General features: G+C 43.3%; 23 protein-coding genes and 1 other RNA gene. 16 read left to right on the top strand and 8 right to left on the bottom strand.

The window, feature by feature from the left end; genetic code table 11:
- Positions 1 to 57: 57 nt before the first annotated feature.
- Complete coding sequence (locus RTJ53_RS07625) at positions 58 to 1,632, top strand: efflux transporter outer membrane subunit (RefSeq protein WP_312276508.1); 1,575 nt, start codon at positions 58 to 60, stop codon at positions 1,630 to 1,632.
- Between the two features lie 101 nt (positions 1,633 to 1,733).
- Here the strand turns inward: RTJ53_RS07625 and RTJ53_RS07620 are convergent, their stop codons facing one another.
- On the bottom strand, positions 1,734 to 2,342 hold the full coding sequence (locus tag RTJ53_RS07620) for a thioesterase family protein (protein ID WP_312276507.1): 609 nt from the start codon (positions 2,340 to 2,342) through the stop codon (positions 1,734 to 1,736).
- A gap of 150 nt (positions 2,343 to 2,492) precedes the next feature.
- Between RTJ53_RS07620 and hemB the strand changes: the two genes are divergently transcribed.
- From hemB to RTJ53_RS07580, 8 genes are all read left to right on the top strand, one after another.
- Positions 2,493 to 3,497: a porphobilinogen synthase gene (gene hemB, locus RTJ53_RS07615; RefSeq protein ID WP_312276506.1), complete on the top strand. Its 1,005-nt coding sequence runs from the start codon at positions 2,493 to 2,495 to the stop codon at positions 3,495 to 3,497.
- A gap of 435 nt (positions 3,498 to 3,932) precedes the next feature.
- On the top strand, positions 3,933 to 4,145 hold the full coding sequence (locus RTJ53_RS07610; RefSeq protein WP_312276505.1) for a hypothetical protein: 213 nt from the start codon (positions 3,933 to 3,935) through the stop codon (positions 4,143 to 4,145).
- Positions 4,146 to 4,363: 218 nt separating this feature from the next.
- Entirely contained in the window at positions 4,364 to 6,403 is a 2,040-nt protein-coding gene (locus tag RTJ53_RS07605; RefSeq protein ID WP_160002294.1) for a UvrD-helicase domain-containing protein, read from the top strand.
- A 398-nt stretch (positions 6,404 to 6,801) separates the two neighbouring features.
- Complete coding sequence (locus RTJ53_RS07600; RefSeq protein WP_312276504.1) at positions 6,802 to 7,371, top strand: porin family protein; 570 nt, start codon at positions 6,802 to 6,804, stop codon at positions 7,369 to 7,371.
- 183 nt (positions 7,372 to 7,554) lie between these two features.
- Positions 7,555 to 8,019 carry a dUTP diphosphatase gene (gene dut / locus RTJ53_RS07595; RefSeq protein ID WP_312276503.1) on the top strand — a complete coding sequence of 155 codons (465 nt, stop codon included), beginning with the start codon at positions 7,555 to 7,557 and terminating at the stop codon, positions 8,017 to 8,019.
- A 111-nt stretch (positions 8,020 to 8,130) separates the two neighbouring features.
- Positions 8,131 to 9,699 carry a phosphomannomutase/phosphoglucomutase gene (locus RTJ53_RS07590; RefSeq protein WP_312276502.1) on the top strand — a complete coding sequence of 523 codons (1,569 nt, stop codon included), beginning with the start codon at positions 8,131 to 8,133 and terminating at the stop codon, positions 9,697 to 9,699.
- 61 nt (positions 9,700 to 9,760) lie between these two features.
- A complete protein-coding gene (gene argB, locus RTJ53_RS07585; protein WP_219333768.1) occupies positions 9,761 to 10,657 on the top strand; it encodes an acetylglutamate kinase in 897 nt (298 codons plus the stop codon).
- A gap of 264 nt (positions 10,658 to 10,921) precedes the next feature.
- Positions 10,922 to 11,428 (top strand): BLUF domain-containing protein, encoded by a 507-nt coding sequence (locus tag RTJ53_RS07580; RefSeq protein ID WP_219333769.1) that lies wholly within the window; start codon positions 10,922 to 10,924, stop codon positions 11,426 to 11,428.
- A gap of 132 nt (positions 11,429 to 11,560) precedes the next feature.
- Here RTJ53_RS07580 and rnpB read toward each other — a convergent pair.
- From rnpB to coaD, 4 genes are all read right to left on the bottom strand, one after another.
- An RNA gene (rnpB, locus tag RTJ53_RS07575) (RNase P RNA component class A) lies at positions 11,561 to 11,915 on the bottom strand.
- A 28-nt stretch (positions 11,916 to 11,943) separates the two neighbouring features.
- Entirely contained in the window at positions 11,944 to 12,357 is a 414-nt protein-coding gene (locus RTJ53_RS07570; RefSeq protein ID WP_312276501.1) for a PaaI family thioesterase, read from the bottom strand.
- Positions 12,358 to 12,423: 66 nt separating this feature from the next.
- A complete protein-coding gene (locus RTJ53_RS07565; RefSeq protein ID WP_312276500.1) occupies positions 12,424 to 12,687 on the bottom strand; it encodes a YfhL family 4Fe-4S dicluster ferredoxin in 264 nt (87 codons plus the stop codon).
- Between the two features lie 43 nt (positions 12,688 to 12,730).
- Entirely contained in the window at positions 12,731 to 13,255 is a 525-nt protein-coding gene (gene coaD / locus RTJ53_RS07560) for a pantetheine-phosphate adenylyltransferase (protein WP_076774516.1), read from the bottom strand.
- A gap of 390 nt (positions 13,256 to 13,645) precedes the next feature.
- Between coaD and smpB the strand changes: the two genes are divergently transcribed.
- Positions 13,646 to 14,116 (top strand): SsrA-binding protein SmpB, encoded by a 471-nt coding sequence (gene smpB, locus RTJ53_RS07555; protein WP_007115442.1) that lies wholly within the window; start codon positions 13,646 to 13,648, stop codon positions 14,114 to 14,116.
- Complete coding sequence (locus RTJ53_RS07550; protein ID WP_312276499.1) at positions 14,113 to 14,904, top strand: methyltransferase domain-containing protein; 792 nt, start codon at positions 14,113 to 14,115, stop codon at positions 14,902 to 14,904. Before smpB ends, RTJ53_RS07550 begins: the two co-directional genes overlap by 4 nt.
- Here RTJ53_RS07550 and RTJ53_RS07545 read toward each other — a convergent pair.
- Both RTJ53_RS07545 and RTJ53_RS07540 read right to left on the bottom strand, forming a co-directional pair.
- Positions 14,901 to 16,100 carry an extracellular solute-binding protein gene (locus RTJ53_RS07545; protein ID WP_312276498.1) on the bottom strand — a complete coding sequence of 400 codons (1,200 nt, stop codon included), beginning with the start codon at positions 16,098 to 16,100 and terminating at the stop codon, positions 14,901 to 14,903. The genes RTJ53_RS07550 and RTJ53_RS07545 overlap by 4 nt on opposite strands.
- 167 nt (positions 16,101 to 16,267) lie before the next feature.
- On the bottom strand, positions 16,268 to 16,948 hold the full coding sequence (locus tag RTJ53_RS07540; protein ID WP_312276497.1) for an alpha/beta fold hydrolase: 681 nt from the start codon (positions 16,946 to 16,948) through the stop codon (positions 16,268 to 16,270).
- Between the two features lie 232 nt (positions 16,949 to 17,180).
- Between RTJ53_RS07540 and RTJ53_RS07535 the strand changes: the two genes are divergently transcribed.
- Together RTJ53_RS07535 and RTJ53_RS07530 are read left to right on the top strand one after the other, a co-directional pair.
- Positions 17,181 to 18,053 carry a rhomboid family intramembrane serine protease gene (locus RTJ53_RS07535; protein ID WP_312276496.1) on the top strand — a complete coding sequence of 291 codons (873 nt, stop codon included), beginning with the start codon at positions 17,181 to 17,183 and terminating at the stop codon, positions 18,051 to 18,053.
- Between the two features lie 150 nt (positions 18,054 to 18,203).
- Entirely contained in the window at positions 18,204 to 19,745 is a 1,542-nt protein-coding gene (locus RTJ53_RS07530; protein ID WP_312276495.1) for a fumarate hydratase, read from the top strand.
- A gap of 239 nt (positions 19,746 to 19,984) precedes the next feature.
- On the opposite strand, the gene RTJ53_RS07525 is transcribed toward RTJ53_RS07530, so the two are convergent.
- Positions 19,985 to 20,194 (bottom strand): PspC domain-containing protein, encoded by a 210-nt coding sequence (locus tag RTJ53_RS07525; protein ID WP_409418150.1) that lies wholly within the window; start codon positions 20,192 to 20,194, stop codon positions 19,985 to 19,987.
- A gap of 473 nt (positions 20,195 to 20,667) precedes the next feature.
- On the opposite strand from RTJ53_RS07525, the gene nadR reads away from it, so the two are divergent.
- The 3 genes from nadR (at position 20,668) to RTJ53_RS07510 (ending at position 23,218) form a co-directional block, all read left to right on the top strand.
- Positions 20,668 to 21,741 carry a multifunctional transcriptional regulator/nicotinamide-nucleotide adenylyltransferase/ribosylnicotinamide kinase NadR gene (nadR, locus tag RTJ53_RS07520; protein ID WP_409418152.1) on the top strand — a complete coding sequence of 358 codons (1,074 nt, stop codon included), beginning with the start codon at positions 20,668 to 20,670 and terminating at the stop codon, positions 21,739 to 21,741.
- A gap of 107 nt (positions 21,742 to 21,848) precedes the next feature.
- Positions 21,849 to 22,595, top strand: a complete 747-nt coding sequence (gene pnuC / locus RTJ53_RS07515; protein ID WP_312276492.1) for a nicotinamide riboside transporter PnuC — start codon at positions 21,849 to 21,851, stop codon at positions 22,593 to 22,595.
- Positions 22,596 to 22,762: 167 nt separating this feature from the next.
- Entirely contained in the window at positions 22,763 to 23,218 is a 456-nt protein-coding gene (locus tag RTJ53_RS07510) for an Mpo1 family 2-hydroxy fatty acid dioxygenase (RefSeq protein WP_312276491.1), read from the top strand.
- The last annotated feature ends 111 nt before the right edge of the window (positions 23,219 to 23,329 follow it).

Below are 23,329 nucleotides of genomic sequence, written 5' to 3'. Positions count from 1 at the left end.
TTTACCCATTTAATCTTTTACAATAACAAACACATTATGTTTATACAGGTAAGTTATATGAATTCTACCTTTCGCCTAGTACCGCTGACCGCTATAGTAGCCACCCTACTATCGCTCAGCGCTTGTCAAACCATTCCAAAAGCCAAAACTGAGCCTGTCGTGGCGCAGCCGCATATCGCAATTAATCAGCCTTATGAAACCTACGACAGTCAGACCGTCAGCGGCACCAATCAGCCGAGCATCGCCTCTCAGCGTTGGCAGGACTTTTATAGCGATGCCAAGTTAAAACAACTGATTCAATTGGGGTTAGACAACAACAAAGACATCAGTGCCACGATTTTGGCGATTCAAAAAGCCCGCGCACAATACCAAATCCAAGACATCGCAGATGTGCCCACTATCAATTCATCTGCCAATGTAAATCGTGCAGGTGATTTTAAGGGCAATGCTGCCAACACTTATAATGTTGGACTAGCCATGTCAAGCTACGAGTTTGACTTTTGGGGACGTATTGCGAGCCTCAAAGATGCCGCCTTACAAAACTACCTTGCGACCACTGCTGCCAAAGATGCTGCGCAAATTAGCTTGATTAGTAACATTGCACAAAGCTATGTGGCATACAGCTATAGTCTGGCACAACTGCAACTTGCCAAACAAACCTTAGCCACACGCCAAGATTCACTTCGCATTAACCAGTTACGTTTTAAAGCAGGTCTTGATTCGCAGCTAACTAGCGTACAAGCGCAAGCTGCGGTTGAAGCCGCTAAAGTGTCTATCGCCCAAGCACAAACCAATTTGTTGACCAACCAAAATGCCCTGCGCTACCTAGTAGGTGCCCCTGTGGATAATAGCCTACTACCTGCAGCGGGCATTAGTAGCATCACCAATAATCGTATTTTTGGCACGGGCTTACCCAGTGATTTATTATTGTATCGTCCTGATTTGCGTCAAGCGGAATATAATTTAAAAGCAGCAGGTGCAAATATTAATGCCGCGCGCGCTGCGTTTTATCCAACCATTAGCCTATCAGGCAATGTGGGGGCTGCCAGCTCAAGCTTAGGCGATTTGTTTAAAACAGGCGCATTTAGCTGGGGTTTTGGACCGAGTGTGAGCTTGCCTATTTTTGATGCAGGTCTACGTAAAGCCAACTATCAAGTGAGTGAAATCGAGCAACAACAAGCGCTAAATACTTATGAAAAAGCAATTCAAACCGCTTTTAAAGAAGTCAATGACGTATTTGCCAATCGCGCAACATTAAATCAGCAATTGGCCGCGTACAACCAGTCGCTCGCTGCCAACCAAAAATACTATCAAATTGTTCAAGCCCGCTTCAAAGCAGGTTTAGACAATTATTTGGGCGTATTAGATGCACAGCGTTCGATTTATAGCAGCCAACAAAGTATTCTAAATACCAAGCAGTCGCAATTGCTCAGTCAAATTCAGCTATACCAAGTTTTAGGTGGTGGGGTGAGTCGCGATGTGCCGCTCGAAACACCCACAGAAAAACATACGAATTACAGCACCAAGTTGTCACAGGTTGCCAATAATGCCCAGCAAAAAATTACTGATGCAGCCCAACAACCTACCCAAGTGACTACTAAAACGACCTCAACAACCACAGTCCAACCTTAATACATTAGATCTAGTGCATTAGATTAGCCATAAGCTATTTATAGTAAAAAACCCACACTGATGTGGGTTTTTTATGGGATTTTTTACTATAAATGGCTGTTTTAAAACGCATAACTGGCGATGCCATGCGCGATGAGTTTTCCTTCATCATTGACTAACATCATCCGCGTGGTGCAGCCTTTGCGTCCCATACGAATCACTTCGGCTGTGACCATAAACTCATGACCGCGACCAGGAGCTAGATAATCAACACGCAAATCGACGGTTGCCATGCGTTTGATTTTTTTGGTCTGCTCCTCAAACGTGCCTTGGTCACGACGATAGATTTCAAGCATGCCTTCAAGCCCGCCTATGGTATCTAATAGCGTAGCTGTCATACCGCCATGCAAAATCTCAAAATTTGGATTGCCGATGAGTGCGGGATTGGACTTGACCTTGCCATATACTTTGCCATCTTCATAATGATAGGTAGTAAAGGTATGCGCAACAAATGGGCTTTGGGACATGATGCTGGCGAGCTGCTGCCCTAGCACATCAATACTAGGTTTGCTGATAGCGTGATGCTCACTGTCTTCATTGAGCTGCAGTTGCAACTCGTTTGCCAAATCAGAATGCTCGTCATTTTCTTTAGACGTCGTGTCAGTCATGTTAGTGCTGTCAGTCGATGACTGAGCGGCTAATTGATTGGCATTTACAGGGTTTAAACTCACGGCGCCCTCCATGCGTAAGTAGATTGTGGTAAGATAGCTTTTTAAAAAATGATCATTCTAGCAAATTTTGCTTATTTATCCTTATACAATTTCTGCGTTACTTGATAACGTTATTTGATAATAAGTGTCACTCGATAACAAGAGGTCTTCATGAGTTATATTTTTAACCGTTCATTCCCCAATACTCGCTTACGTCGCCTACGTTACAACGACAATATCCGCGCCATGGTGCAAGAAACCAGCATTGAACCCAAGCATCTGATTGCGCCCGTGTTTGTCATTGAGGGTAAACAGCAGCGCCAAGCTGTGACAAGCATGCCAGGCGTTGAGCGTTTGAGCGTAGATTTGCTGATTGAGTATGCCAAGCAACTACTCAGTCTAGGCGTCACCACCATTGATTTATTCCCTGTCATTAGCCCAAGCCTCAAATCGCTACAGGCTGAACATGCCTATGATGAAAACGGTCTTGCCTGCACTGCTATCAAAGCAATTAAAGACGCCCTACCTGAGATGGTGGTAATGACTGATGTGGCACTCGACCCCTATACCACCCATGGTCAAGATGGTATTGTCGATGACGATGGCTACGTACTCAATGACATCACCGTTGAAATCCTCGCCAAACAAGCCCTGAGCCACGCCCGCGCAGGCGCGGATATCATCTCGCCAAGCGATATGATGGATGGTCGTATTGCCGCGCTTCGTCAAGCATTGGATGGAGAAAATTTTATTAATACCGCCATTATGGCGTATTCTGCCAAATACGCGTCTGCTTATTATGGACCGTTTCGTGATGCCGTCGGCAGCGCAGGCAACCTTAAAGGCGGACACAAAAAACAATACCAAATGGATTTTGGTAATCGCGCCGAAGCCCTGCATGAAGTCGCCCTCGACATCCAAGAAGGTGCGGACATGGTAATGGTGAAACCAGGTCAGCCCTACCTTGATTTGGTACGCGAGGTCAAAGACACGTTTGGCGTGCCGACTTATGCGTATCAAGTATCAGGTGAATATGCCATGCACATGGCTGCAATGCAAAACGGCTGGTTAAGCGAGGACGTTATTTTGGAATCACTGTTAGGGTTTCGCCGTGCAGGTGCCGACGGCATCTTAACTTATTTTGCAATGACGGCTGCCCAAAAGCTCAATCAATAATATTCTAAAGCTTGATTAAAACTAAAGGCGACACTGGTTTATCAATCAGTGTCGCCTTTTTTGTGATGTTACACTCGTTAACTTAAAGCCATCGAGCGCGCTAACGAGCGTGATAAAAAGTTACTTAATGTCATAGAGAATAACAAATCTGTTAACTTTAATTATTTTTTTATCCATTTATTTACTAAATACAAACTTAGTTTATCCCTCAATTTCATGCACAATAAGCTAAAGCAAAAATACACGCTCTTATTTACCCCTATTGACTAAACTTATTAATTTTGGACGAGCCTTTCTTGAAGTCACTTTTAGCGTTTTGCAATAATTGATTACTTTTTGGCATTATATTTTTGAAAAAAATAAGCAGATAATGGGGTTAATAACAAATAAAAGACGAAAATGGTATCTGCTAGCTGATTAATCGAGGATAAGATGATGAGTAATGAACCAATTTCTAATAGTTCGATTTCTAATAGCCCAATCAAAAATGCCATGATGGCAGTGGCTATGATGTCATTTTTGGCACTCAGCTTTAAACTGTCAAGCGATTTGACAACGGATACTCAGCCATCGATAAGTCCGACTGACGCGGTTGTTAGTACCTTAAATCAGCCAAGCCAACAGGTGGTATTGTCTACCCATAATTAATATATTGTTATCAATTCAATTAACAGAAAATTAAATTAATAGAAGATGCGATGCCGCATCTTTTTTTATGGCAGCACTCTACCACTGGGTTAGCTATTTTTGCAGGGATTTTTCTCAAAATTTTACCGCCAACTATGTCCTTATCTTTTGCGCTTTAGACTATAATAGTCGATTGTCCATTTTTTACTGAGCAACTTTTATTAACGGTGGAAGCGAATATGAGCCAATTAAACCCTCGCCAACAAGAAGCCATGCAATATGTCTCTGGACCCTTGCTGGTACTGGCAGGTGCAGGTTCGGGTAAGACATCTGTGATTACCCGTAAAATCGCTTATCTGATTGAAGAATGTCAAATGCCAGCTGAGCGTATCACTGCGGTCACCTTTACCAACAAAGCGGCTCGCGAGATGAAAGCCCGTGTGCAAAAATTATTACCGAGTGACAAAACCAAAGGTTTAACTGTCTCGACTTTTCACCAATTTGGCTTGCAGTTTTTACGTTACGAGTTATTGCATACGCCGCTTAAAGGCAATTTTTCCATCATGGATGCCGAAGATAGCAAGCGGCTGTTGATGGATTTGATGGTGCGAGACAACATGAGTGGGGCTGAGAGCCGCGAATTGGTCGGTAAAGCTATCAAAATGATATCCGATTGGAAAAATGACCTCATCCCTCCTGAAAAGGCAGCAGATACGCTGACTGACCCTGAAGATATGCTATTTGCAACGCTGTATCAACTCTACGAGCGTAACCTACGTGCCTACAATGCAGTAGATTTTGATGACTTAATTGTAATGCCGACACGGCTATTACAGGAAAATAGCCAAGTACGTGACAAATGGCAAAATCGCATACGCTATCTATTGGTAGATGAATACCAAGACACCAATACCGCGCAATATGAATTGATTAAACTGCTCGTTGGCGTGCAGCCGCGTTTTACGGTGGTGGGTGATGATGACCAATCCATTTATGCATGGCGTGGGGCAAAACCTGAAAACATGGCACTGCTGCAAGAGGATTTTCCCAAATTAAAAGTGGTTAAGCTTGAGCAAAACTATCGCTCTACGTCGCGTATTTTGCACGCTGCTAACTCAGTGATCACCAATAATGAGCATTTATTTGAAAAAAAATTATGGTCAGATAAAGGGCATGGTGAGCTGATTCGCATCATCAATTGTCGTAACGATGATGATGAAGCAGAGCGCGTTGCCAAAGAAATCATCACCCACAAACTTCGCAATGCCAATGAATGGCAAGATTATGCGGTACTGTATCGTAGTAACTTTCAAGCGCGTATGTTGGAAGCCCAGCTACGACAACTGCAAATTCCTTATAAGTTATCAGGCGGCACGTCGTTCTTTGCCCGTAGCGAAATCAAAGACATCATGAGCTATTTGCGCTTGATTCTAAATCCTGAAGACGACAGTGCCTTTTTACGGATTATCAATACCCCAAAACGTGGGCTTGGACCTGCCAGCCTTGAAAAACTCGGACTATTTGCCCAAGAACACCAAGTCTCGCTCTTGATGGCAAGTGGTCATAGTGGACTGACGCATGTGTTACCCAAAAAAGCCAGTGGCGAGCTTAAAGAATTTGCTGATTTTATCGAGCGTTACACCCAAGAGCTATACCAGCATCCCGACCCTGTGCCGCTGGTCAAGCAAATGATTGATGAAACTGGCTATATTGATTTGGTACGAAGCGAAGCAAAAACCCCGCAGCAAGAAAAAATTCGTATCGATAACATCGAAACCCTATACGCCAGTATTCAAAACCTGATTAACCGGGCGGATGATGACGATGATCGCACCATTGATGCAGTCATTCGTAAGCTTGTGCTACTTGATATGCTAGAGCAACAGCAGGAAGAGGAAAATACCAACAAAGTCAATTTGATGACGCTACACGCCGCTAAAGGGCTTGAGTTTGATTATGTCTATATCATGGGACTTGAAGAAGAACTATTACCGCATAAAAACTCCATTATTGCTGAATCCATCGAAGAAGAACGACGTTTGATGTATGTGGGGATTACCCGTGCCCGTAAAGAGCTGACCATGACGATGGCTGCCCAGCGCCGTGCAGGCGGGCAAATGAAAACCACCACCCCTAGCCGATTTATCGACGAGTTGCCGACAGAACATATCGATGCCCCTGGCATGAAAAAATCAGCGGCAGCGCATCAACCCAAGAAAACCGCAGAGGATTATTTGGCCAATATTCAGGCGTTACTCAAAAGCAAAGCCGCCAAATAATTACTTGATAAAAAAATGGCATAGCAGAAAGGGCGTAAAAAAAGGGCAAAAAAGGTAACTTTAAGCCCTTTTTTTATTGCAAAACAGCCTGTATGACAAATATTTGACCCAATCACCCACGTAAATGTAACTAAATATTTCTTGGAAAACAGGTGTTTGATAGGAGATGTAACAAAAAATTTCAAATAGGTAGCTTAGTTACCTTTTTGGCAAATTTCATTTCATAACTTAACGTCCGACCTGTTAAACACAGACAGTAATCTAAATTTATTTTGTTATGATGGCTTTAACAAAACAAGCAGGGCAATATTTGAATTTCACAGATTCAAATTAACTTAACTAATAATTTTACATGACTTGTTGTGACACTTTTCAAAAAACTTCTAAAGGAGAAGACGATGAAAACTTTAAATAAAACCCTTTTAGCTTTAATTGCAGGTACAGTTATGACTGCAGGTGCAAACGCTGCCTTATATCAAACCAATACTGTTGGCTACACCGGTCAACCCTATGTAGGTGTCAAAGCGGGTCAATTTAATACTGATGTTGACCGTCTTGATGCTGACAACCAAACGGCTTATGGTGTATATGCAGGTTATAATTTTACCCCTAACTTTGGTGCAGAAGTTGAATATGTAGATTCTTCAAAAGAAGATCTAAAATATAGCGGTACGAAAGTAGGTGAAATTAGCACTAACACGGCGGGTTTATATGGTACTTATAAATACCAATTCCCAGCATCGAATGTTTACGCCAAAGGTAAATTAGGTATTGCGCAAACCCAAGTTGATGATGGTGATGATAAATATGATGAGTCAGGTCTTGCAGGTGGTGTCGGTTTAGGTTATAACCTTTCACCAAATGCGTCTGTAGAAGCTGAATATACGCGTCTGCCTTCAGTGGACGTAACAAACAATGTTTCAGTTGACTCAGACTTAGTCACTGTCGGTGCTCACTATAAATTCTAATTGAATTAATAAATGAATACTTGACATCAATATAAAAGAGTAGCTTATCGCTGCTCTTTTTTTTGGTTTCTTTTTTGGTATCTTTTTTCTGGTTAAGAAAACTTACTTTGGTATTTGCTCAGTATCGTGCCATTTAGGTTTATAATATAGTGGTTTTTATACCTATATGATAAGTTGGTAAGCATGAAGCAAGTACAAGTCAAGATTTTAAACCCCAAAATTGGTAATGATGATAAATTTCCCCTACCTCATCGCGCGACAGACGGCTCGGCGGGCATAGATTTACGTGCTTGTATCGATGAGCCTATCACCATAAAAGCTGGTGAAAGCCAGTTGATTGGCACAGGACTCGCCATCTATATTCAAGACCCTGATTATGTTGGGTTTATCATGCCGCGCTCAGGGCTCGGACATAAGCATGGTATCGTCCTCGGTAATTTGACGGGCGTGATTGATGCTGATTACCAAGGCGAATTAATGGTCTCTATCTGGAACCGTAGTCAAACCGATTATGCCTTACAACCAGGCGAAAAAATGGCGCAGTACTTGGTTGTGCCGGTTGTGCGTCCGACTTTTGAGATTGTAGCGGAATTTTCTGATATCAGCGTACGCGGTGAAGGCGGTTTTGGCTCAACAGGAACGCATTAGTTATTAGCATTTTTTCAGTTCTTTTTAACAATTTATAACAGAGTATTTGATTATTTTGCCAAATTTCAATGCTATGATTTTGGCAGTGTAAAATCAATTAGATGTTTTTTTATGAATACTCTGTTTATTCATCCTTTTTTTCCGCAAAAATCCCTTTTTAAAGCTTATGATATTCGTGGTGATGTCACCTTATTTACCGATGATTTTGTTTGGTCATTGGCAAGGGCATTTGCCGAGCTTTTTGTCTATGCTCACCAAACCGCAGCAACAACGCAAACTTTAGCGCCGAACAAGCCTACGGTTGTCATCGGTTATGATGCTCGTCACCAAAGCCAAGAAATTGCCAAATATATGGCGTATGCTTGCCAGCAAGCAGGTCTAGTGGTGCAGTGGTTGGGATTGACAACCACACCGATGATGGCATTTATGGCTCAGCAATTTTCGGGTAATGGGCTGATGGTCACCGCCAGTCATTCGCAAAAACATATCAATGGCATTAAATGGCTTATCAATCATGAGTCGCCAAGCGGTGATGATTTGCAGCATCTTTATGAGGCTTTAATTGGGTACAAAGCCATCGTGCCTGATGACAGGCTCATTGATGCCATCAGGCAAACCCATTATTCAACGCCCAAGGATTTTTTTGCAACTTATATCCAGGCTATCGAGCAGGCTTTTACTCACATCAATCAAGCCAAACTCACCCAAACCACCTATTTTCATGCACCCCAGCAAATTGTCATTGACTGTATGAACGGTGCGACCAGTGATTTTGCCCAAGCTTTATTTAGCCAGCTTGGCTATTGTTGCATCATGCTAAATGCCTCCCCCGATGGCAATTTCCCCCAAGGCAACCCAGACCCAACGCAGTCCAATCGCTTGACGCAGTTAGCTCACACAGTCAAAGCTACAGGCTCAGATATCGGTTTGGCTTTTGATGGCGATGGCGATCGGGTGATGGTAATTGATGCACAGGGTCAGATGATTAGCCCTGACAATTTGCTTTATCTACTCTCTCGCATTGCCATTGAAGAGTTGCCCAGTGCGCATACATCAACTGATAAAAAAGTCATTTTTGATGTCAAATGCTCGCATCATGTACCCAATCTCATCGCTTCACATGGCGCCGCCCCGATGATGACCAAAACTGGCAGTAGCTTGATGCGAAAGTCGTTACAAAACAAATCAGACAACGCGATTTTTGCAGGCGAGTTATCAGGGCATTTTATTTTTAACGATGGCTATTTTGTGCTACATGACGATGCCATGTATGCGGCTGCCCGCTTGCTCAATTGGCTGAACCATCAGCCTATTAGCCTCACTGATATCCTAGCGAGTTTGCCCACTTGCATTAGTACGGCAGATATGTACTTACCTATTGTGGATAACCATTATGGTCAAACCGTGATTGCTCGTATCACGGCACTGGGGAAAAAGCCGTTTAAACGGTTAAAATCCTCATTTGCGGTCAAAAATGTCAATACGATTGATGGGTTACGCTTGGATTTTGCTGAGGGATTTGGTATTTTACGCAAGTCAAATACGGGCAGTTTTTTGACCGTGCGTTTTTCTGCCAATGACGTCGCCGAGCTGCGGCATATTCAATCTATTTTTGTTGAATTATGTCGTACGATTGATGACAACCTTGCCGAACAAGTCGCACTGATTCAGCCTGTATAAGCATCGCTGTTAAAAACGAATTTTAAAAAACGTCTCTAGCAAAATTATATAAGGATTTGAAATGGCATTAGATCTTGAGCAAGCCATGCATACCGCTGACGTATTGACCGAAGCACTACCCTACATCCAGCGTTTTGAAGGTAAAGTGATGGTGGTCAAATACGGCGGCAATGCCATGACTGATCCGATATTAGAGAGTTCTTTTGCCAGAGATATCGTCATGTTAAAAACCGTAGGCATTCATCCTGTGGTCGTCCATGGCGGCGGTCCACAAGTCGATAACTTGCTTAAAGAATTGGGGCGCAGCTCTGACCGCATTGATGGCATGCGAGTGACCGACAAAGCCACCATGGATGTGGTGGAAATGGTACTTGGTGGTAGTGTCAACAAATCTATCGTCAATCTCATCAACAAACACGGTGGTCGTGCTATTGGCTTAACCGGTAAAGATGCCAGTCTCATTCGCGCTAAAAAATTACCCATGACCAAAACGGATGAACAAGGCAACGAGCAACAAATTGATTTGGGATTTGTGGGTGATGTGGTCAGCATCAATCGCGATGTGATTGATTTGATGATTGCCTCTAACTTTATTCCTGTCATTGCACCGCTTGGCGTAGATGATGAAGGTAATACTTACAATATCAATGCCGATGTGGTGGCGGGGAAAGTCGCTGAGTTCATGCTCGCGGAAAAACTGATTTTACTCACCAACATCAAAGGGGTGCTTGATAAAGAAGGCAATGTTGCCACTGGACTTACCCCTGCCAAAGTGGATGAGATGATTGCCGATGGTACTATCTCTGGCGGCATGATTCCAAAAATCAGCTATGCGCTAGAAGCGGTAAAAAACGGGGTAAAAAGTGCGGTGATTGTCGATGGTCGTGTCCCGCATGCGACCTTGCTAGAGGTCTTTACCGATAAAGGCGTTGGCACCCTCATCAGCCGTCATCCTTAAAGTAACTTTTGCGTTACTTATATTTCTGAGTTGTTTTTTGGGTCAATAAACCGCTGATTTAAGCGGTTTTTTTTCGCTCATGATATGGGTCAAATATAGGATATATTTTAGTATTACAACACAAATATATTTGGTATTTTTTCTAATATTGACTATCATGACTATTTTAATTTGCAAATTTATATAATGTTGCAAGCAGCTGTAGCGGATAATAGCAATTATTTGAAGTTGATATTCACGTACCACTTACCAAGGACTGTTGGGATGTCGCAAAAATACTTTATGGCTTATTGTAGTGAGATAACGCTGACTGCGGCGTTAAATCAACATACATTTACCCACATTCTGAATCAATCTATTAAAAATAATACCCGCTCTGGTATCACTGGTTTTTTGCTGTACGATGCGGGTAAGTTTTTTCAGTATTATGAAGGAGATGAGTTAGCGTGTGCAAACTTGCTGCATGCTTTAAAACAAGATAATCGCCACACCCATCTCAAAATCATTGGTCAAGGCTATATTTCAAACGCCGTATTTGACAACTGGTTTATGGGTTGTTTTGATTTATCCAAGCATTCCTATACCTTTAAACACCATGCTTTTATAGAATCATTTGATGTGTATAGTTGGGGCATGCAGGAAGTCGTCAAGCTGATTGATATCATGTCAGAGCAAAGAATCACTTACATCACGCCGCAACAACCTATCAAATCACTGTTTAGTAAACGCTTTATGCGTATCCGAAATTTCACCCTGCCATTTCAAGGTTAGTGGCTAATTTCAAATCTACCAAATCGGCAAGTTAAGCTAGTTTCACGCTTTATGATAATCAGGAAGTTAAAAAGGCACGAGTGTCGACCATAAAAATAAAAAACCTATTGATAACAATAGGTTGATTAAAATAAGCATGGCAAACCGATAAGCCGGGTTCTGTCTAGGACGAACATTCATCTAGGCGTATCGTTACCAATACGCTCAAGCAACCTACCCGTGTCCAACGCGGGCAACGCCATACGGACACCTATTTGGTCTTGCTACGAGTGGAGTTTACCTTGCCATGAACTGTTACCAGTCATGCGGTGGGCTCTTACCCCACCCTTTCACCCTTACCTTATTGCTAAGGCGGTCTACTCTCTGCTGCACTTGTCGTAGGCTTACGCCCCCCAGCCGTTAGCTGGCACTCTGCCCTGTGTAGCCCGGACTTTCCTCCCCTTACCCACTGTAAACAGGGGCAAGCAGCGTTCGTCTGGTCTGCCAAGGCAAGCATTATAACAGGCTTTATCTATTTAGTCACGGTCAGCAGGCAACGCATACGTACCGACTGCATGCGCCACAGGTTTGTCATCACCTTCTGAATAAATCAATACATCGCCTACCGCAAGCGTGCGCCCGACTTTGATAAGCTGGCATTTGGCGATAAGGTTGGCTTGTGCAGAGGGTTTTCGCAGAAAAGACACGTTAAGATTGGTAGTCACTGCCAATGGTACGATACCGATTTCACCCAAAATAGCCACATATAGAGCCACATCGGCCACTTTCATCATTACAGGCCCTGATACCGTGCCACCCGGTCGTAACTCATCATCACCGATGGGATGGGATACAATGGCTTGACCGTTACCGACCGATTCGATGTGGCAGTTGGCTTGGGGGAAAGATTGCTTCAGAAAAGCACTCAGTTCTGCTTTATTGGCGGGCATAGACATTCCTTATCTACAATAGCTTTGTTAAAAATCGACGTTGTCAAAAATAGCGGTTATAAAAATTTATTGACTGGTTTTAGTTTGGGTGATGCGCTCAAATTTGAGCATCAACTGCGCTGGCGTCTCCAGATAGTTGGGATCTTTTGGGATACAATCAGGTACAGGACAAAACAGCGAACACTGCGGCTTATCAAAATGACCGACACACTCGGTACACAGCGCAGGGTCAATTTCATAAATCAACTCGCCCACATAAATCGCATCGTTGGGGCAAAGTGGCTCGCAGACATCGCAGTTGATACATTCATCAGTGATTATTAATGCCATAGCTTTTAAAACGTTTACCAAGAAACCTTTATTTTACCACGACTTACCAACCCTGTTGTTTTTTTCGTTCAAATGCTTCTTCGACACACGGCGGTACAAATTTACTCACATCACCCTCTAATTTGCCAATTTCGCGCACCAGCGTTGAGGAGATAAAAGAATATTGCTGCGATGGGGTTAAAAACACCGCCTCAAAGTTTGGGTCTAGTTCACGATTGAGATTAGCGAGCTGAAATTCATACTCAAAATCTGACATCGCACGCAATCCACGCAGCACACCTGTGGCTTGTTGATTTTTTGCCAAATCCACCAACAACCCATCAAAGCCAATCACCGATATATTGCTCAAGCCTTTGTCATGACAGGCTTTTTCTACCAATCCAATCCGTTCCTCTAAAGTAAATAGCGGTTTTTTATGATGCCCAATCGCCACCGCGACAATCACCTCATCGAATAGGCGGCAAGCGCGCTTAATCAAATCAAGGTGCCCTTTGGTAATCGGGTCAAATGTACCCGGATAGATAATTTTAGTATAAGGCGTGGCAAGTGGCTGGCTGGCTGCTGACATGGCTGTCTCTTTATGATAAATAATGCGCTATTTGGCGCTAACAATACGGCTAAAACAAAGATTGCTAGTTTGTTGCTAATCCTAGCAAAATTTGACCCCAATTAACAATCAAATCTCACTATCAATTTGTGTTTAGCGTGTTATCATGACAGCTTTGCAGCATTTTACCCAAAGCCTAATTAAAACTTAGGGTAAAGCCTAGCAATCAAAAACTTAAATTTAGTAATCGAAATCTATGAATTGATTTATTGGGATTTATCGCCATATTAAACGGCTTGTCATACTGATTTATGGCAACACGATTGTTGTAATAAGATTATGGCAATAAGATGATTAACGCACGCTGTGCAGCATTGGGTACGTCCGCGATGTTGCAGCAAGGAAACCTAAATGACTAAAAAACCAAAAATGCCTAGCCTGATTGCTAGCAACAAAAAAGCGCGTCATGAATACTTTATTGAAGAAAGCTTTGAAGCGGGGCTTGAGCTACTCGGCTGGGAAGTCAAATCCATCCGTGCGGGTAAAATGCGTATCACCGAAAGCTATGTGATTTTTAGAGATGGTGAAGCCTTTTTGTTTGGCGCGCACATTCAGCCGCTGTTATCGGCATCAACTCACATTGTCGCTGACCCCCTTCGTACCCGTAAGCTGCTACTACACCGCCGCGAAATTGATAAGCTCTTTGGCATGGTTAACCAAAAAGGTCATACCTGTGTAGCGCTCAAAGTGTACTGGAGTCATGGCCGCGTCAAATGCGAAATAGCCCTTGCTAAGGGTAAAAAACTGCACGATAAACGCGCCACCTTAAAAGAGCGTGATTATCAACGCGAAAAACAACGCGGACTGAAAAATCTTGTATGATGAACCAAGACCGCAATTTTGATGACATCAGCGCGCATTTTGAAAAAAAAATATACGGCGGTTTAAAAGGTGAAATTCGCCTTGCCGTCCTGCGCCATGATATCTTTGGCTGGGTAAAGTCATGGCAACAGACACACACCCGACCGCTTCGCATATTGGATGTTGGTGCAGGTTTGGCACAAATCAGTATCGCACTTGCCAAAGACGGGCATGAGGTCACCATCAATGACATCTCCGCCAATATGCTTGAGATTGCCAAACAAAACGCAGGCGAAGCGGCACAAAATATCACTTGGCATACTTGCCCTTATCAGCAATTGGATGCTAAATTAACGGGCAAATACGATTTGATTCTGTGCCATGCGGTGCTTGAGTGGTTGGCTGAGCCAAAATTGATTATGGATTTTTTTGATCGGTGGCTTGTCGATGATGGGGCTGAAAAAGGGGTGCTATCGCTGTGTTTTTATAACCCTACCAGCTTTGTGTACCGTAACTTGGTGATGGGCAATTTTAATCTATTAAATAACAAAGATTTTAAAGCCGATAATGGCAGTTTGACGCCCAATCACCCGGTGGCAAAAGATGAGGTGATTGCTTGGATTAATGACCATCACTACCAAATCTTGCATACCTCAGGGTTACGGGTGTTTCATGATTACTCACCGCTCAAGCGTGGTGGACATACCAATCCACAAGCGGTGATTGATATGGAAGTCGCCTATAGCGGACAAGACCCATATAAATGGCTAGGGCGTTATTTGCATTTTTTGGTGAGCAAAGCTAATTAGTAATAACCCGCTTGCTGCATTGAATCGACAGCCAGCGCTTGTCTTTCACCATAAAATCTGACAGGTATCGGGCTGACTTCGATATCCCCCCAAGACTTGAGTAATACTGAGGCTTCGGCATTGGGGTCAATCGGAAAGGTGTTACTTAAACTGGCATACAGCGATTGCTGATCTTTGGCAGCCAGCCATTCAATCAGCCCAAGCGCCAACTCGGTATGCTTGGCGGCATGCGCAATGGCAACCCCTGTGATGTTGGTACTGACGCCGCCGTAGCCCTTATTGATCCATTTGATTTTAATCGGGGTATCCGGATGCGCTTGTAGATAGCGTCCGTAGTGGTTGCTGTTGACCAGACCTATTTGGCATTTGCCGCTTTCTATGGCCTTTAGCACTTCACTGTCATCCAGCAGCACAGGGACACTTATATTGGCAAGCCAGCCTTGCATCACTTCTTGGGTGCGTTTATCGCCCAAATTATTGATGAGATTGACCACCAGTGATTGATTAGGGATGTATTTGCCTTGGCTTAGGCACAGTTTTTGTGACCATTTTAGTTTAGCCAAGTCGGCATAGCTTGAGATATCATTGGTATGGAGTACACGACTATCATACACCGCAGTACGCGCGTAGCTAGATAACGCAATCCAATTGCCATCAGGATCACGATAACGCTCCGGCACATGCGCCACTGCTTTTTCGGCATTAAAGGGTTGTAACAGCCCCTCTTCGACTGCGGTACTAAAAATCCCCGCATCTTCAGTCAAAATCACATCTGCAGGGCTATTGGCACCTTCTGCTTTTAACCGTGCCAAAATTGACATTGGCGCATCTTGCACGATATGAATCGGCACATTGATTTGCCTAGCATAGCTAGTTAATAACGGCTCAAGCGCCGCTTTGTCAATGGAGGTGTAAATCGTGAGTTGATTAGGCACTGCTGCAGTCGCACTCGCAATACTTGCATTTGGTGTCGTATTGGTATTACTGGCATTATTGCCATTAGCGCTCGAAGCGGTGCTTGAAGCCGATTGCGACGTTGGGGATGGCGGCGTCGATGACGGACTACAGGCAGTTAACGCACCCGATATACTCACCAAGGCAATTAACAAAGCGCTGATGGCTGATGATTGCGCATTGACATTGGTACGCGCCTTATGACCCATCATACAACACATCACATCACTTGCTTTCAACACAGCTTAACCTTCTTCAACAGCTTTGCCTGCCCATCGCTAAATGGATTATGGCTAAATACATCATCGCTCAATAGAGCGTCTAAAAAACTTTGGATGATTATAGCATTTTGCCCCAACATAATTCTTAAAAAAACTTTGAATTGATGGGTTTTTAACCCTAGTTTATCTCAACAATTTTTTGTATGCAAAAAATGCCCTTGTTGCAAAAAGTGATGGATTTGTATCGCCACTTCATCATTTATCAGAAGTCCCGTATGGGACGCATTGACGATGATATGGTCTTTGGCAGCGGCAAGCTGGGTTTCATGCACAAATACCGTGCCGTCATTGTGCTGGAGATGCGGCTCAAGCTTGGCAAGCTCACGGTTACGAGGCAATACCACTTTGCCAAGCCCCACCGAACGAACCCCCGCAATACTACCTAGCTGTACTTCATCTTTGAGTGCCGGCGCATTGCCATCTAGCCCCTGCAGATACGAGCGACCGACGAATTTGGGCAGGATTTTGACGATGTTATTGGCACTGATGCTACCATTATGGGGCGTCCCAAGTGTCACACAGCGGGTAATCTGCCACTGTGGGTAGCGCTGCAAAAAGTCTCGAATGACCAGCCCACCAAGACTATGACCGACCAAATAAATTGGTACATCCGCTTTTTCATGTTTGGTCAGCCACCGGTGCAAACGGCGGCTATGATTGGCAAGATTATGCGCGACACTAAAATACCCAAACCTACGACACTCGTAGCCGAGTTTGGTGAGTTTTTTGGCAAGCGGTCGCATCGCCCAGGCATGCATGTGCAAACCATGAATGAGAATGACAAGCGGTTTGGATTGGCGTTTTATCATACAGCCTTTTGTATCTATTATTTATATCTATGATGCTAAAAATCTGAAAAAAATGCGTCCTGCTTAGCTTATCATTTTCTCGGTTGCCCCGACGAGTTTGCAAAACATTGTTACCATTTCATACTATAATTACGATTTGTGAATTGATGATAATGATTTTATACAGGCTTTTTTCTTTTGAAATTTTGGTTTAAATTGGCTTAAACTTAAATTGGTTTACATAAGGCGCGCTATGGCATTTGAATCCCCAATCCGACAAGCTTTACAATACTACCCTATCACGTTGGCGCTGGTGATAATTTGTATTGGGGTGTTTGCATTACAGCTATTTTTTGGCGTCAATCCGACCAATCCGACTAACCAATCGTTAATTGCTTGGGGTGCCAATTTTTTACCCTTTTCACTGGGTCAAGCCCCGTGGCGATTGGTGACCAGCCTGTTTTTGCATATTGGTTTTATGCATTTGCTGTTTAATATGTTTGCTTTATATTATTTTGGACAAGTGGCAGAGCGGATGTTTGGCGCTGTCAATTTTTTAGCGTTGTTTTTGTTATCAGGTGTTGGCGGCAATTTGCTCAATAACTTTTTGGGCTTGCATAGCGTGATGGCAGGTGAGCCGCCGATCATTAGTGCCGGTGCGTCAGGCGGTATCATGGGCATTGGGATGGCGCTATTGGTGGCAGCGCTAACCAAAACATCATTCAATAATTTTGCATTAAATTTTCGCTCGTTACTGATAGTGATGGTAATTAATTTAGGCTATGGTTTTTTGGTGGGCGGTATCGATAATGCTAGTCATGTGGGCGGTGCAATTATAGGTGGCTTGCTGGGTATGGTGTACGTCATGCAGTATCGCGCTATCCGCCAGCAGCAGCTATTCGCCCATAAAGCTAGTAGCGCGCCTTGGCCACCCAATCATCTTGGCGATGGACCCATCTCTGGTAGCACTGCCCTATTCATCCCGCCTTCTTTAGTTGTGTTAAAGGGTAAAATCATCACTGCAAGCTATGTAGTGTTGATAGTGGGATTTATGGCGATGTATGGCTGGCTACATATCAGTTTTATGCAATTACTCAATCTTGCATTGCCAAGTATTATCCATTAAGTGTTAATAACTTTTTAATGGGATAAAAATTTTAGGGGTTAACCGTTTAAAACGCTTATTCCTGCGCCCTTCTGCCAATCTTGTTTGCCAATCTAGCAAGTGACAATGCTATAATAGCGCCACTATTTAGCCAGTGAAAAGGACTAGCCAATGACCGTCATCAAGAAAGACGACTTTATCAATTCTATCGCCAACGCCTTTCAATATATCAGTTATTATCACCCAAAAGACTTCGTTGATGCTGTATATGAAGCATGGCAAAAAGAAACCAACCAATCTGCCAAAAACGCCATGGGGCAAATCCTCACCAATAGCCGTATGTCAGCGATGGGTCATCGTCCGATTTGCCAAGATACTGGTAGTGCGGTGGTATTCCTTGATATCGGTATGAACGTGCAATGGGACTTAGGGGATGACGCGAATATGAGCGTTGAAGACATGGTTAATGAAGGGGTACGCCGTGCTTACAACAATCCAGACAACCCACTAAGGGCATCCATCCTAGTAGACCCAATTAGTAAACGTCAAAACACCAAAGACAACACGCCGGCGGTGGTTCACATGAGCGTGGTACCGGGTGACAAAGTTGATGTGATTTGTGCCGCAAAAGGTGGCGGTTCAGAAAATAAAGCAAAATTTGCGATGCTAAACCCCTCAGACTCGATTGAAGAATGGGTGTTAAAAACCGTCCCACAAATGGGGGCAGGTTGGTGCCCACCTGGTATTTTAGGTATCGGTGTCGGTGGCACACCAGAAAAAGCCATGATGCTTGCCAAACGCTCACTCATGGAACACATTGATATCCATGATTTACAAGCCAAAGCCCAAAGCGGTGCCGAGCTTGATAGCGTTGAGCGCTTACGTCTCAATATGTATGACAAAGTGAACGAGCTTGGCGTTGGCGCCCAAGGTCTTGGCGGCTTGACTACGGTACTCGATGTAAAAGTACTAGACTTTCCTACCCATGCCGCAAGTAAAGCGGTTGCCATGATTCCAAACTGTGCGGCGACTCGTCATATTCACTTTACCCTAGACGGTCAAGGTGAAGCAGAACTACCAGTGCCTTCACTATCAGATTGGCCAGAAGTATCCTTTGGCTCCGATGATGTGATTAAAGTCAATGTTAACGACTTAACCAAAGAAACCTTAGGTCAGTTTAACATCGGTGATACCTTACTCCTTAGCGGTAAAATCTTGACGGGTCGTGATGCCGCGCACAAACGCATGGTCGATATGATTGCCAAAGGCGAAGCGTTACCCGTGGATTTACAAAATCGCTTTATTTATTATGTCGGTCCTGTCGATGCAGTCGGCGATGAAGTGGTTGGTCCTGCGGGTCCCACCACCTCAACGCGCATGGATAAATTCACCGACACAATCTTAGATCAAGGCTTGATTGGGATGATTGGTAAATCCGAGCGTAGCCCTGCGACCTGTGAAGTCATTGCCAAACATGGCGCAATTTATCTCATTGCAGTGGGCGGTGCCGCTTATCTGGTCTCAAAAGCTATCAAAGGCGCTAAAGTGCTGGCCTTCCCAGAGCTAGGCATGGAAGCGATTTATGAGTTTGAAGTAGAAGATATGCCTGTGACCGTCGCTGTTGACAACCAAGGCAATAGCATCCACCGCTTTGATAAAGTCGCTGAACGCGCCCAACAAGTGATTGCCGAGCCTGTACGTTTTGTTCCTTAGTCAATTTTTTCAAGATTTTTGATACAAGATTTATGATATTAGCAAAAGCCTTAAGCATTCCCTTAAGGCTTTTTTTAGGTTAAAAAAATACCCAGATAATGTAATATCTGGGCAGGAGGAAAAGTGGAGAAGTTTATAGTTATTGTTATAGCTAATTGTTATTATTCATAATATTTCTGATTGTTTGGCTACTTATCTTTTAGCGATTTGTTTGTGCTACAAATACACCTATAAAACCATTAAACCGTACGATAGGAGCTTTGGGTAGCATTTGGCATGACAATCCATAACACGATGTATATCAAAATGCCTGGTACTGCGACACTTGCAGTCGAGATAATGACAAACAACAAACGCACCAATGTTACATTCCAGCCTAAATACTCTGCAATACCCCCCATCACACCTGCAATCATACGATGATTCTGAGAGCGATGAAGTTTTACCATTTTATTTGCCATTCAATTTTTTACCTGTTAAAAACAAAGAAAACCACTTACGACTTAATTAAAACCTAACATCTTTTTTGAAATTTAACGCCTTTAAAACTTTATGCCATCAGCTAAAATTATTGGTTAAAGATGCTACGTTTTGGTTATGATTTATTATAAGCAAATGCAGCATGTAGTTGGGTGACAAAACGTAGAATGATGTTTCTTTTAGTAACTTTTTCTACAGCATTATTATCATGAACGATTATAACGAGCGCAGTTTTGCGGCTATATAGCGTGTGTGGTAGCGTGTGCACCGGTTCTTACAAATTGTGATACTAGCGTTACAAACGATTGTAACTTCATCGGGGCTAATCGATTATCATAGCGTTACTTCATATCCTTATTAGGGATATCTATCCAAGTAATCAAAAAATCGAATCGATAAAAAATAGTTAAAAAAACCATGATAAAGTGTTGAGGAAAGCATGATGCAAGATGTGGGTATCATTATTGGACATTTTGAGCCGCTGCATTTGGGGCATGTAAGAACGATTTTGCATGCGTCTGGGCAAGTCAAAGATTTATATATTTTTATTACCGCTCACCCCGCGCCAAATCCAAATTTTTCCATTGATTTGAAAGATAAAGCGCGCTGGATGACGATGGCATTCGCTGATTTGCCATTTGTGCATATAGAGATTTTACCTGATTTGGTAACCCCCTCGTATGAAGACAATTATCAAGATTTGAGCGTTGATCAGGTCAATGCGGTATTAGCGGATTTGCAACAAAGTTATCTCAACAAGTTGAGCGCATCTAGCCATGACACAGAGACAGTAGCCCCTGTGGTGTTTATGGATGAAACCCATCCGTTTGTCGATTATGATTTACATTTACCTGTGGTGACCACGCCACGCCAGCATGGTTTTGATAGCCGCAAGATTCACAATAACCCCGCGCTGTATTGGTCAGCCATTCATCCGCAAGCGCGAGGTGACTACACCAAAACTGTGGCATTGGTGGGTGGTGAAAGCTCAGGTAAAACCACACTACTGCATAAGTTAGCCAACTATTATGGTGCAAGCTATGGCTTAGAAATGGGACGGCTATTTGTGCAAACCGATTTGGGGGGTACTGAGCTTGGTATGCAATACGATGACTATCCGCTCATGGCAACTGACCATGAACAAGCGATACGGGCTGCCAAACGCTTTGCCCCTGCCCCAATCACCTTGGTGGATACGGATTTTGTGACCACGCAAGCATTCTGTGAAGAGTATGAAGGGCGTACCCACCCGTTTTTGACCGCCTGTATCGATGAGTTTCGCTTAGATTATACCCTGATGCTTGCCAATAATACCCCTTGGGTCGCTGATGGGATGCGCTCTCTAGGCAGCGAGTCCCAGCGTGAGCGTTTTGAAAATCGTTTAAAACAAATCTTTGCCCGCCATCATATTGCGCCGCTGTTTATTGATAGTCCCGACTATCATCAGCGATTCTTGGATGCGATTGCGCTCATTGATGCACACGTTTTTCACCATTATCAAGATATCGAGGCATAAAATAATTTTCTAGACATACTTGGTAAATATACTAAAAATTTTTGGTTTTATTTTTTGAAGCTTAGTTAAAAAAATGTTGTCATGTTGTAATGACTGTTGGAGGCGAAATGCGAATTGCAATTTTGGATAAAATTACCGGTGAATGGGCACAAGAATGGACGGTGGTATGGTTCTTTTTTGGGGTCGTGGCATTGGGTACCGGTTTTTGGTTGACCACAGAACATCGAGCGTTGGACTGGTTTTATTTGGGTGTGTCTTTTATCGGGCTATTGTGTGTGGTATCGCTGAGTTTTCGCCGCAATATCGCAGGTAATGGCTTTGGTATGTTGGCAACGGCAGGTGAAACCATTGTACAGGGAACCGCGGGTGCGGTGGGTTTGATGCTCGCGCCATTGTTTAACTTTTTTACCCATTTATATGGCATTTTTTATTGGTCAAAAAATACCGATGGCGATGGCAATATGATTCCTAAATCAGCCAATAAAATTGTGTGGTTGGTAACCATTGCCTTTATCGCAATTGGCTTGGCATTATTTCCAACTGTCAATAATTGGCTAGCGTCGATGGGTTATGGCGTGGTCGCCAACGATGGCAGTAAATTTTTGGGCGTGATTGATTTTTTTTGGATTAACGTGTTGGCATTTGTGCTATCTATCACAGCGCAAGCCACGATGATTTTACGCTATTCATTCAACTGGTGGTTATGGATTGCGGTGAATTTTGTCTGGCTAATTGTCAACTTGATGTCGCAAAATTATATTTTTGCCATTCAAACCATGGTGTACCAAATCAATGCGTTTGTGGGTCTGTATGAGTGGTATCGCAGTGAGCAAAAAGCTAAAGGCTTGGCGTAACAGCCACTGATATCAAAAGCCATTGATATCAAAACCTATCAGGGTAAATTCGCTGATTTGACAAACGACTAGGGTGTGATACGATTCAGTGGTAACTGATGGGTTTCACACCCATTTTTTATCAGCAATTTTTCTTATTGTCTTTATTATCTTTAAGGAAGAAGATTATGGCAACCGTGACCCGGCTTCATTCAAAAAAATCCCTACAAAGCTGGCTGGCTGACTACGCCGTGAGCCACCAACACCCTATCAATAAAAAAATTCATTGGCTGTGCGTACCCACGATTTTTGCCAGTATCTTAGGCATGGGAATGTCATGGCAGGCGGCGTTTACGTTGGTATTGATTGCTTTGGTAATGCTGTTTTATCTACGCTTGTCTACGCAATTATTTATTGCTATGGGCATGTTTGTGCTGTTTTGCTTGGCAGCGATTGCTATTTTGCCAGTTGGGTTTAAGTTTTATTTTGGCGTATTTGTGGTAGCGTGGATTGGGCAATTTGTCGGTCACAAAATTGAAGGCAAAAAACCGTCATTTTTTGAAGACTTACAATTTTTGTTGATTGGTCCAGCCTGGGTCGCGAATTCGTTGAGTGAAAAATTGGCAAAACCTAAAACGTCATAGAAAACTTCATATTCACTAAAAAATGCAACATACTATATCGCCTATTTCCTAGATAATAATTGCAATGGCTTTGACTATCGCTAGGTTTTTTGGCGATGTATGGTCGACCTA

The organism is Moraxella sp. CTOTU46711 (assembly GCF_031975715.1).
Taxonomy (GTDB): domain Bacteria; phylum Pseudomonadota; class Gammaproteobacteria; order Pseudomonadales; family Moraxellaceae; genus Faucicola.
Note: the sequence above shows the minus strand (reverse complement) of the source record. Positions and strands in the feature narration are given on the sequence as shown.

Excerpts from the sequence above, each read along its gene's own strand:
- RTJ53_RS07580 (WP_219333769.1), top strand. The coding sequence starts at position 10,922 with ATGTCGCAAAAATACTTTATGGCTTATTGTAGTGAGATAACGCTGACT.
- coaD (WP_076774516.1), bottom strand. The coding sequence starts at position 13,255 with ATGTCAGCAGCCAGCCAGCCACTTGCCACGCCTTATACTAAAATTATC.
- RTJ53_RS07510 (WP_312276491.1), top strand. The coding sequence starts at position 22,763 with ATGGCAACCGTGACCCGGCTTCATTCAAAAAAATCCCTACAAAGCTGG.
- smpB (WP_007115442.1), top strand. The coding sequence starts at position 13,646 with ATGACTAAAAAACCAAAAATGCCTAGCCTGATTGCTAGCAACAAAAAA.
- pnuC (WP_312276492.1), top strand. The coding sequence starts at position 21,849 with ATGCGAATTGCAATTTTGGATAAAATTACCGGTGAATGGGCACAAGAA.
- RTJ53_RS07605 (WP_160002294.1), top strand. The coding sequence starts at position 4,364 with ATGAGCCAATTAAACCCTCGCCAACAAGAAGCCATGCAATATGTCTCT.
- RTJ53_RS07540 (WP_312276497.1), bottom strand. The coding sequence starts at position 16,948 with ATGATAAAACGCCAATCCAAACCGCTTGTCATTCTCATTCATGGTTTG.
- RTJ53_RS07610 (WP_312276505.1), top strand. The coding sequence starts at position 3,933 with ATGAGTAATGAACCAATTTCTAATAGTTCGATTTCTAATAGCCCAATC.
- hemB (WP_312276506.1), top strand. The coding sequence starts at position 2,493 with ATGAGTTATATTTTTAACCGTTCATTCCCCAATACTCGCTTACGTCGC.
- RTJ53_RS07535 (WP_312276496.1), top strand. The coding sequence starts at position 17,181 with ATGGCATTTGAATCCCCAATCCGACAAGCTTTACAATACTACCCTATC.
- RTJ53_RS07525 (WP_409418150.1), bottom strand. The coding sequence starts at position 20,194 with ATGGTAAAACTTCATCGCTCTCAGAATCATCGTATGATTGCAGGTGTG.
- dut (WP_312276503.1), top strand. The coding sequence starts at position 7,555 with ATGAAGCAAGTACAAGTCAAGATTTTAAACCCCAAAATTGGTAATGAT.
- RTJ53_RS07530 (WP_312276495.1), top strand. The coding sequence starts at position 18,204 with ATGACCGTCATCAAGAAAGACGACTTTATCAATTCTATCGCCAACGCC.
- RTJ53_RS07570 (WP_312276501.1), bottom strand. The coding sequence starts at position 12,357 with ATGCCCGCCAATAAAGCAGAACTGAGTGCTTTTCTGAAGCAATCTTTC.
- RTJ53_RS07550 (WP_312276499.1), top strand. The coding sequence starts at position 14,113 with ATGATGAACCAAGACCGCAATTTTGATGACATCAGCGCGCATTTTGAA.
- RTJ53_RS07600 (WP_312276504.1), top strand. The coding sequence starts at position 6,802 with ATGAAAACTTTAAATAAAACCCTTTTAGCTTTAATTGCAGGTACAGTT.
- RTJ53_RS07590 (WP_312276502.1), top strand. The coding sequence starts at position 8,131 with ATGAATACTCTGTTTATTCATCCTTTTTTTCCGCAAAAATCCCTTTTT.
- RTJ53_RS07565 (WP_312276500.1), bottom strand. The coding sequence starts at position 12,687 with ATGGCATTAATAATCACTGATGAATGTATCAACTGCGATGTCTGCGAG.
- RTJ53_RS07625 (WP_312276508.1), top strand. The coding sequence starts at position 58 with ATGAATTCTACCTTTCGCCTAGTACCGCTGACCGCTATAGTAGCCACC.
- nadR (WP_409418152.1), top strand. The coding sequence starts at position 20,668 with ATGCAAGATGTGGGTATCATTATTGGACATTTTGAGCCGCTGCATTTG.
- argB (WP_219333768.1), top strand. The coding sequence starts at position 9,761 with ATGGCATTAGATCTTGAGCAAGCCATGCATACCGCTGACGTATTGACC.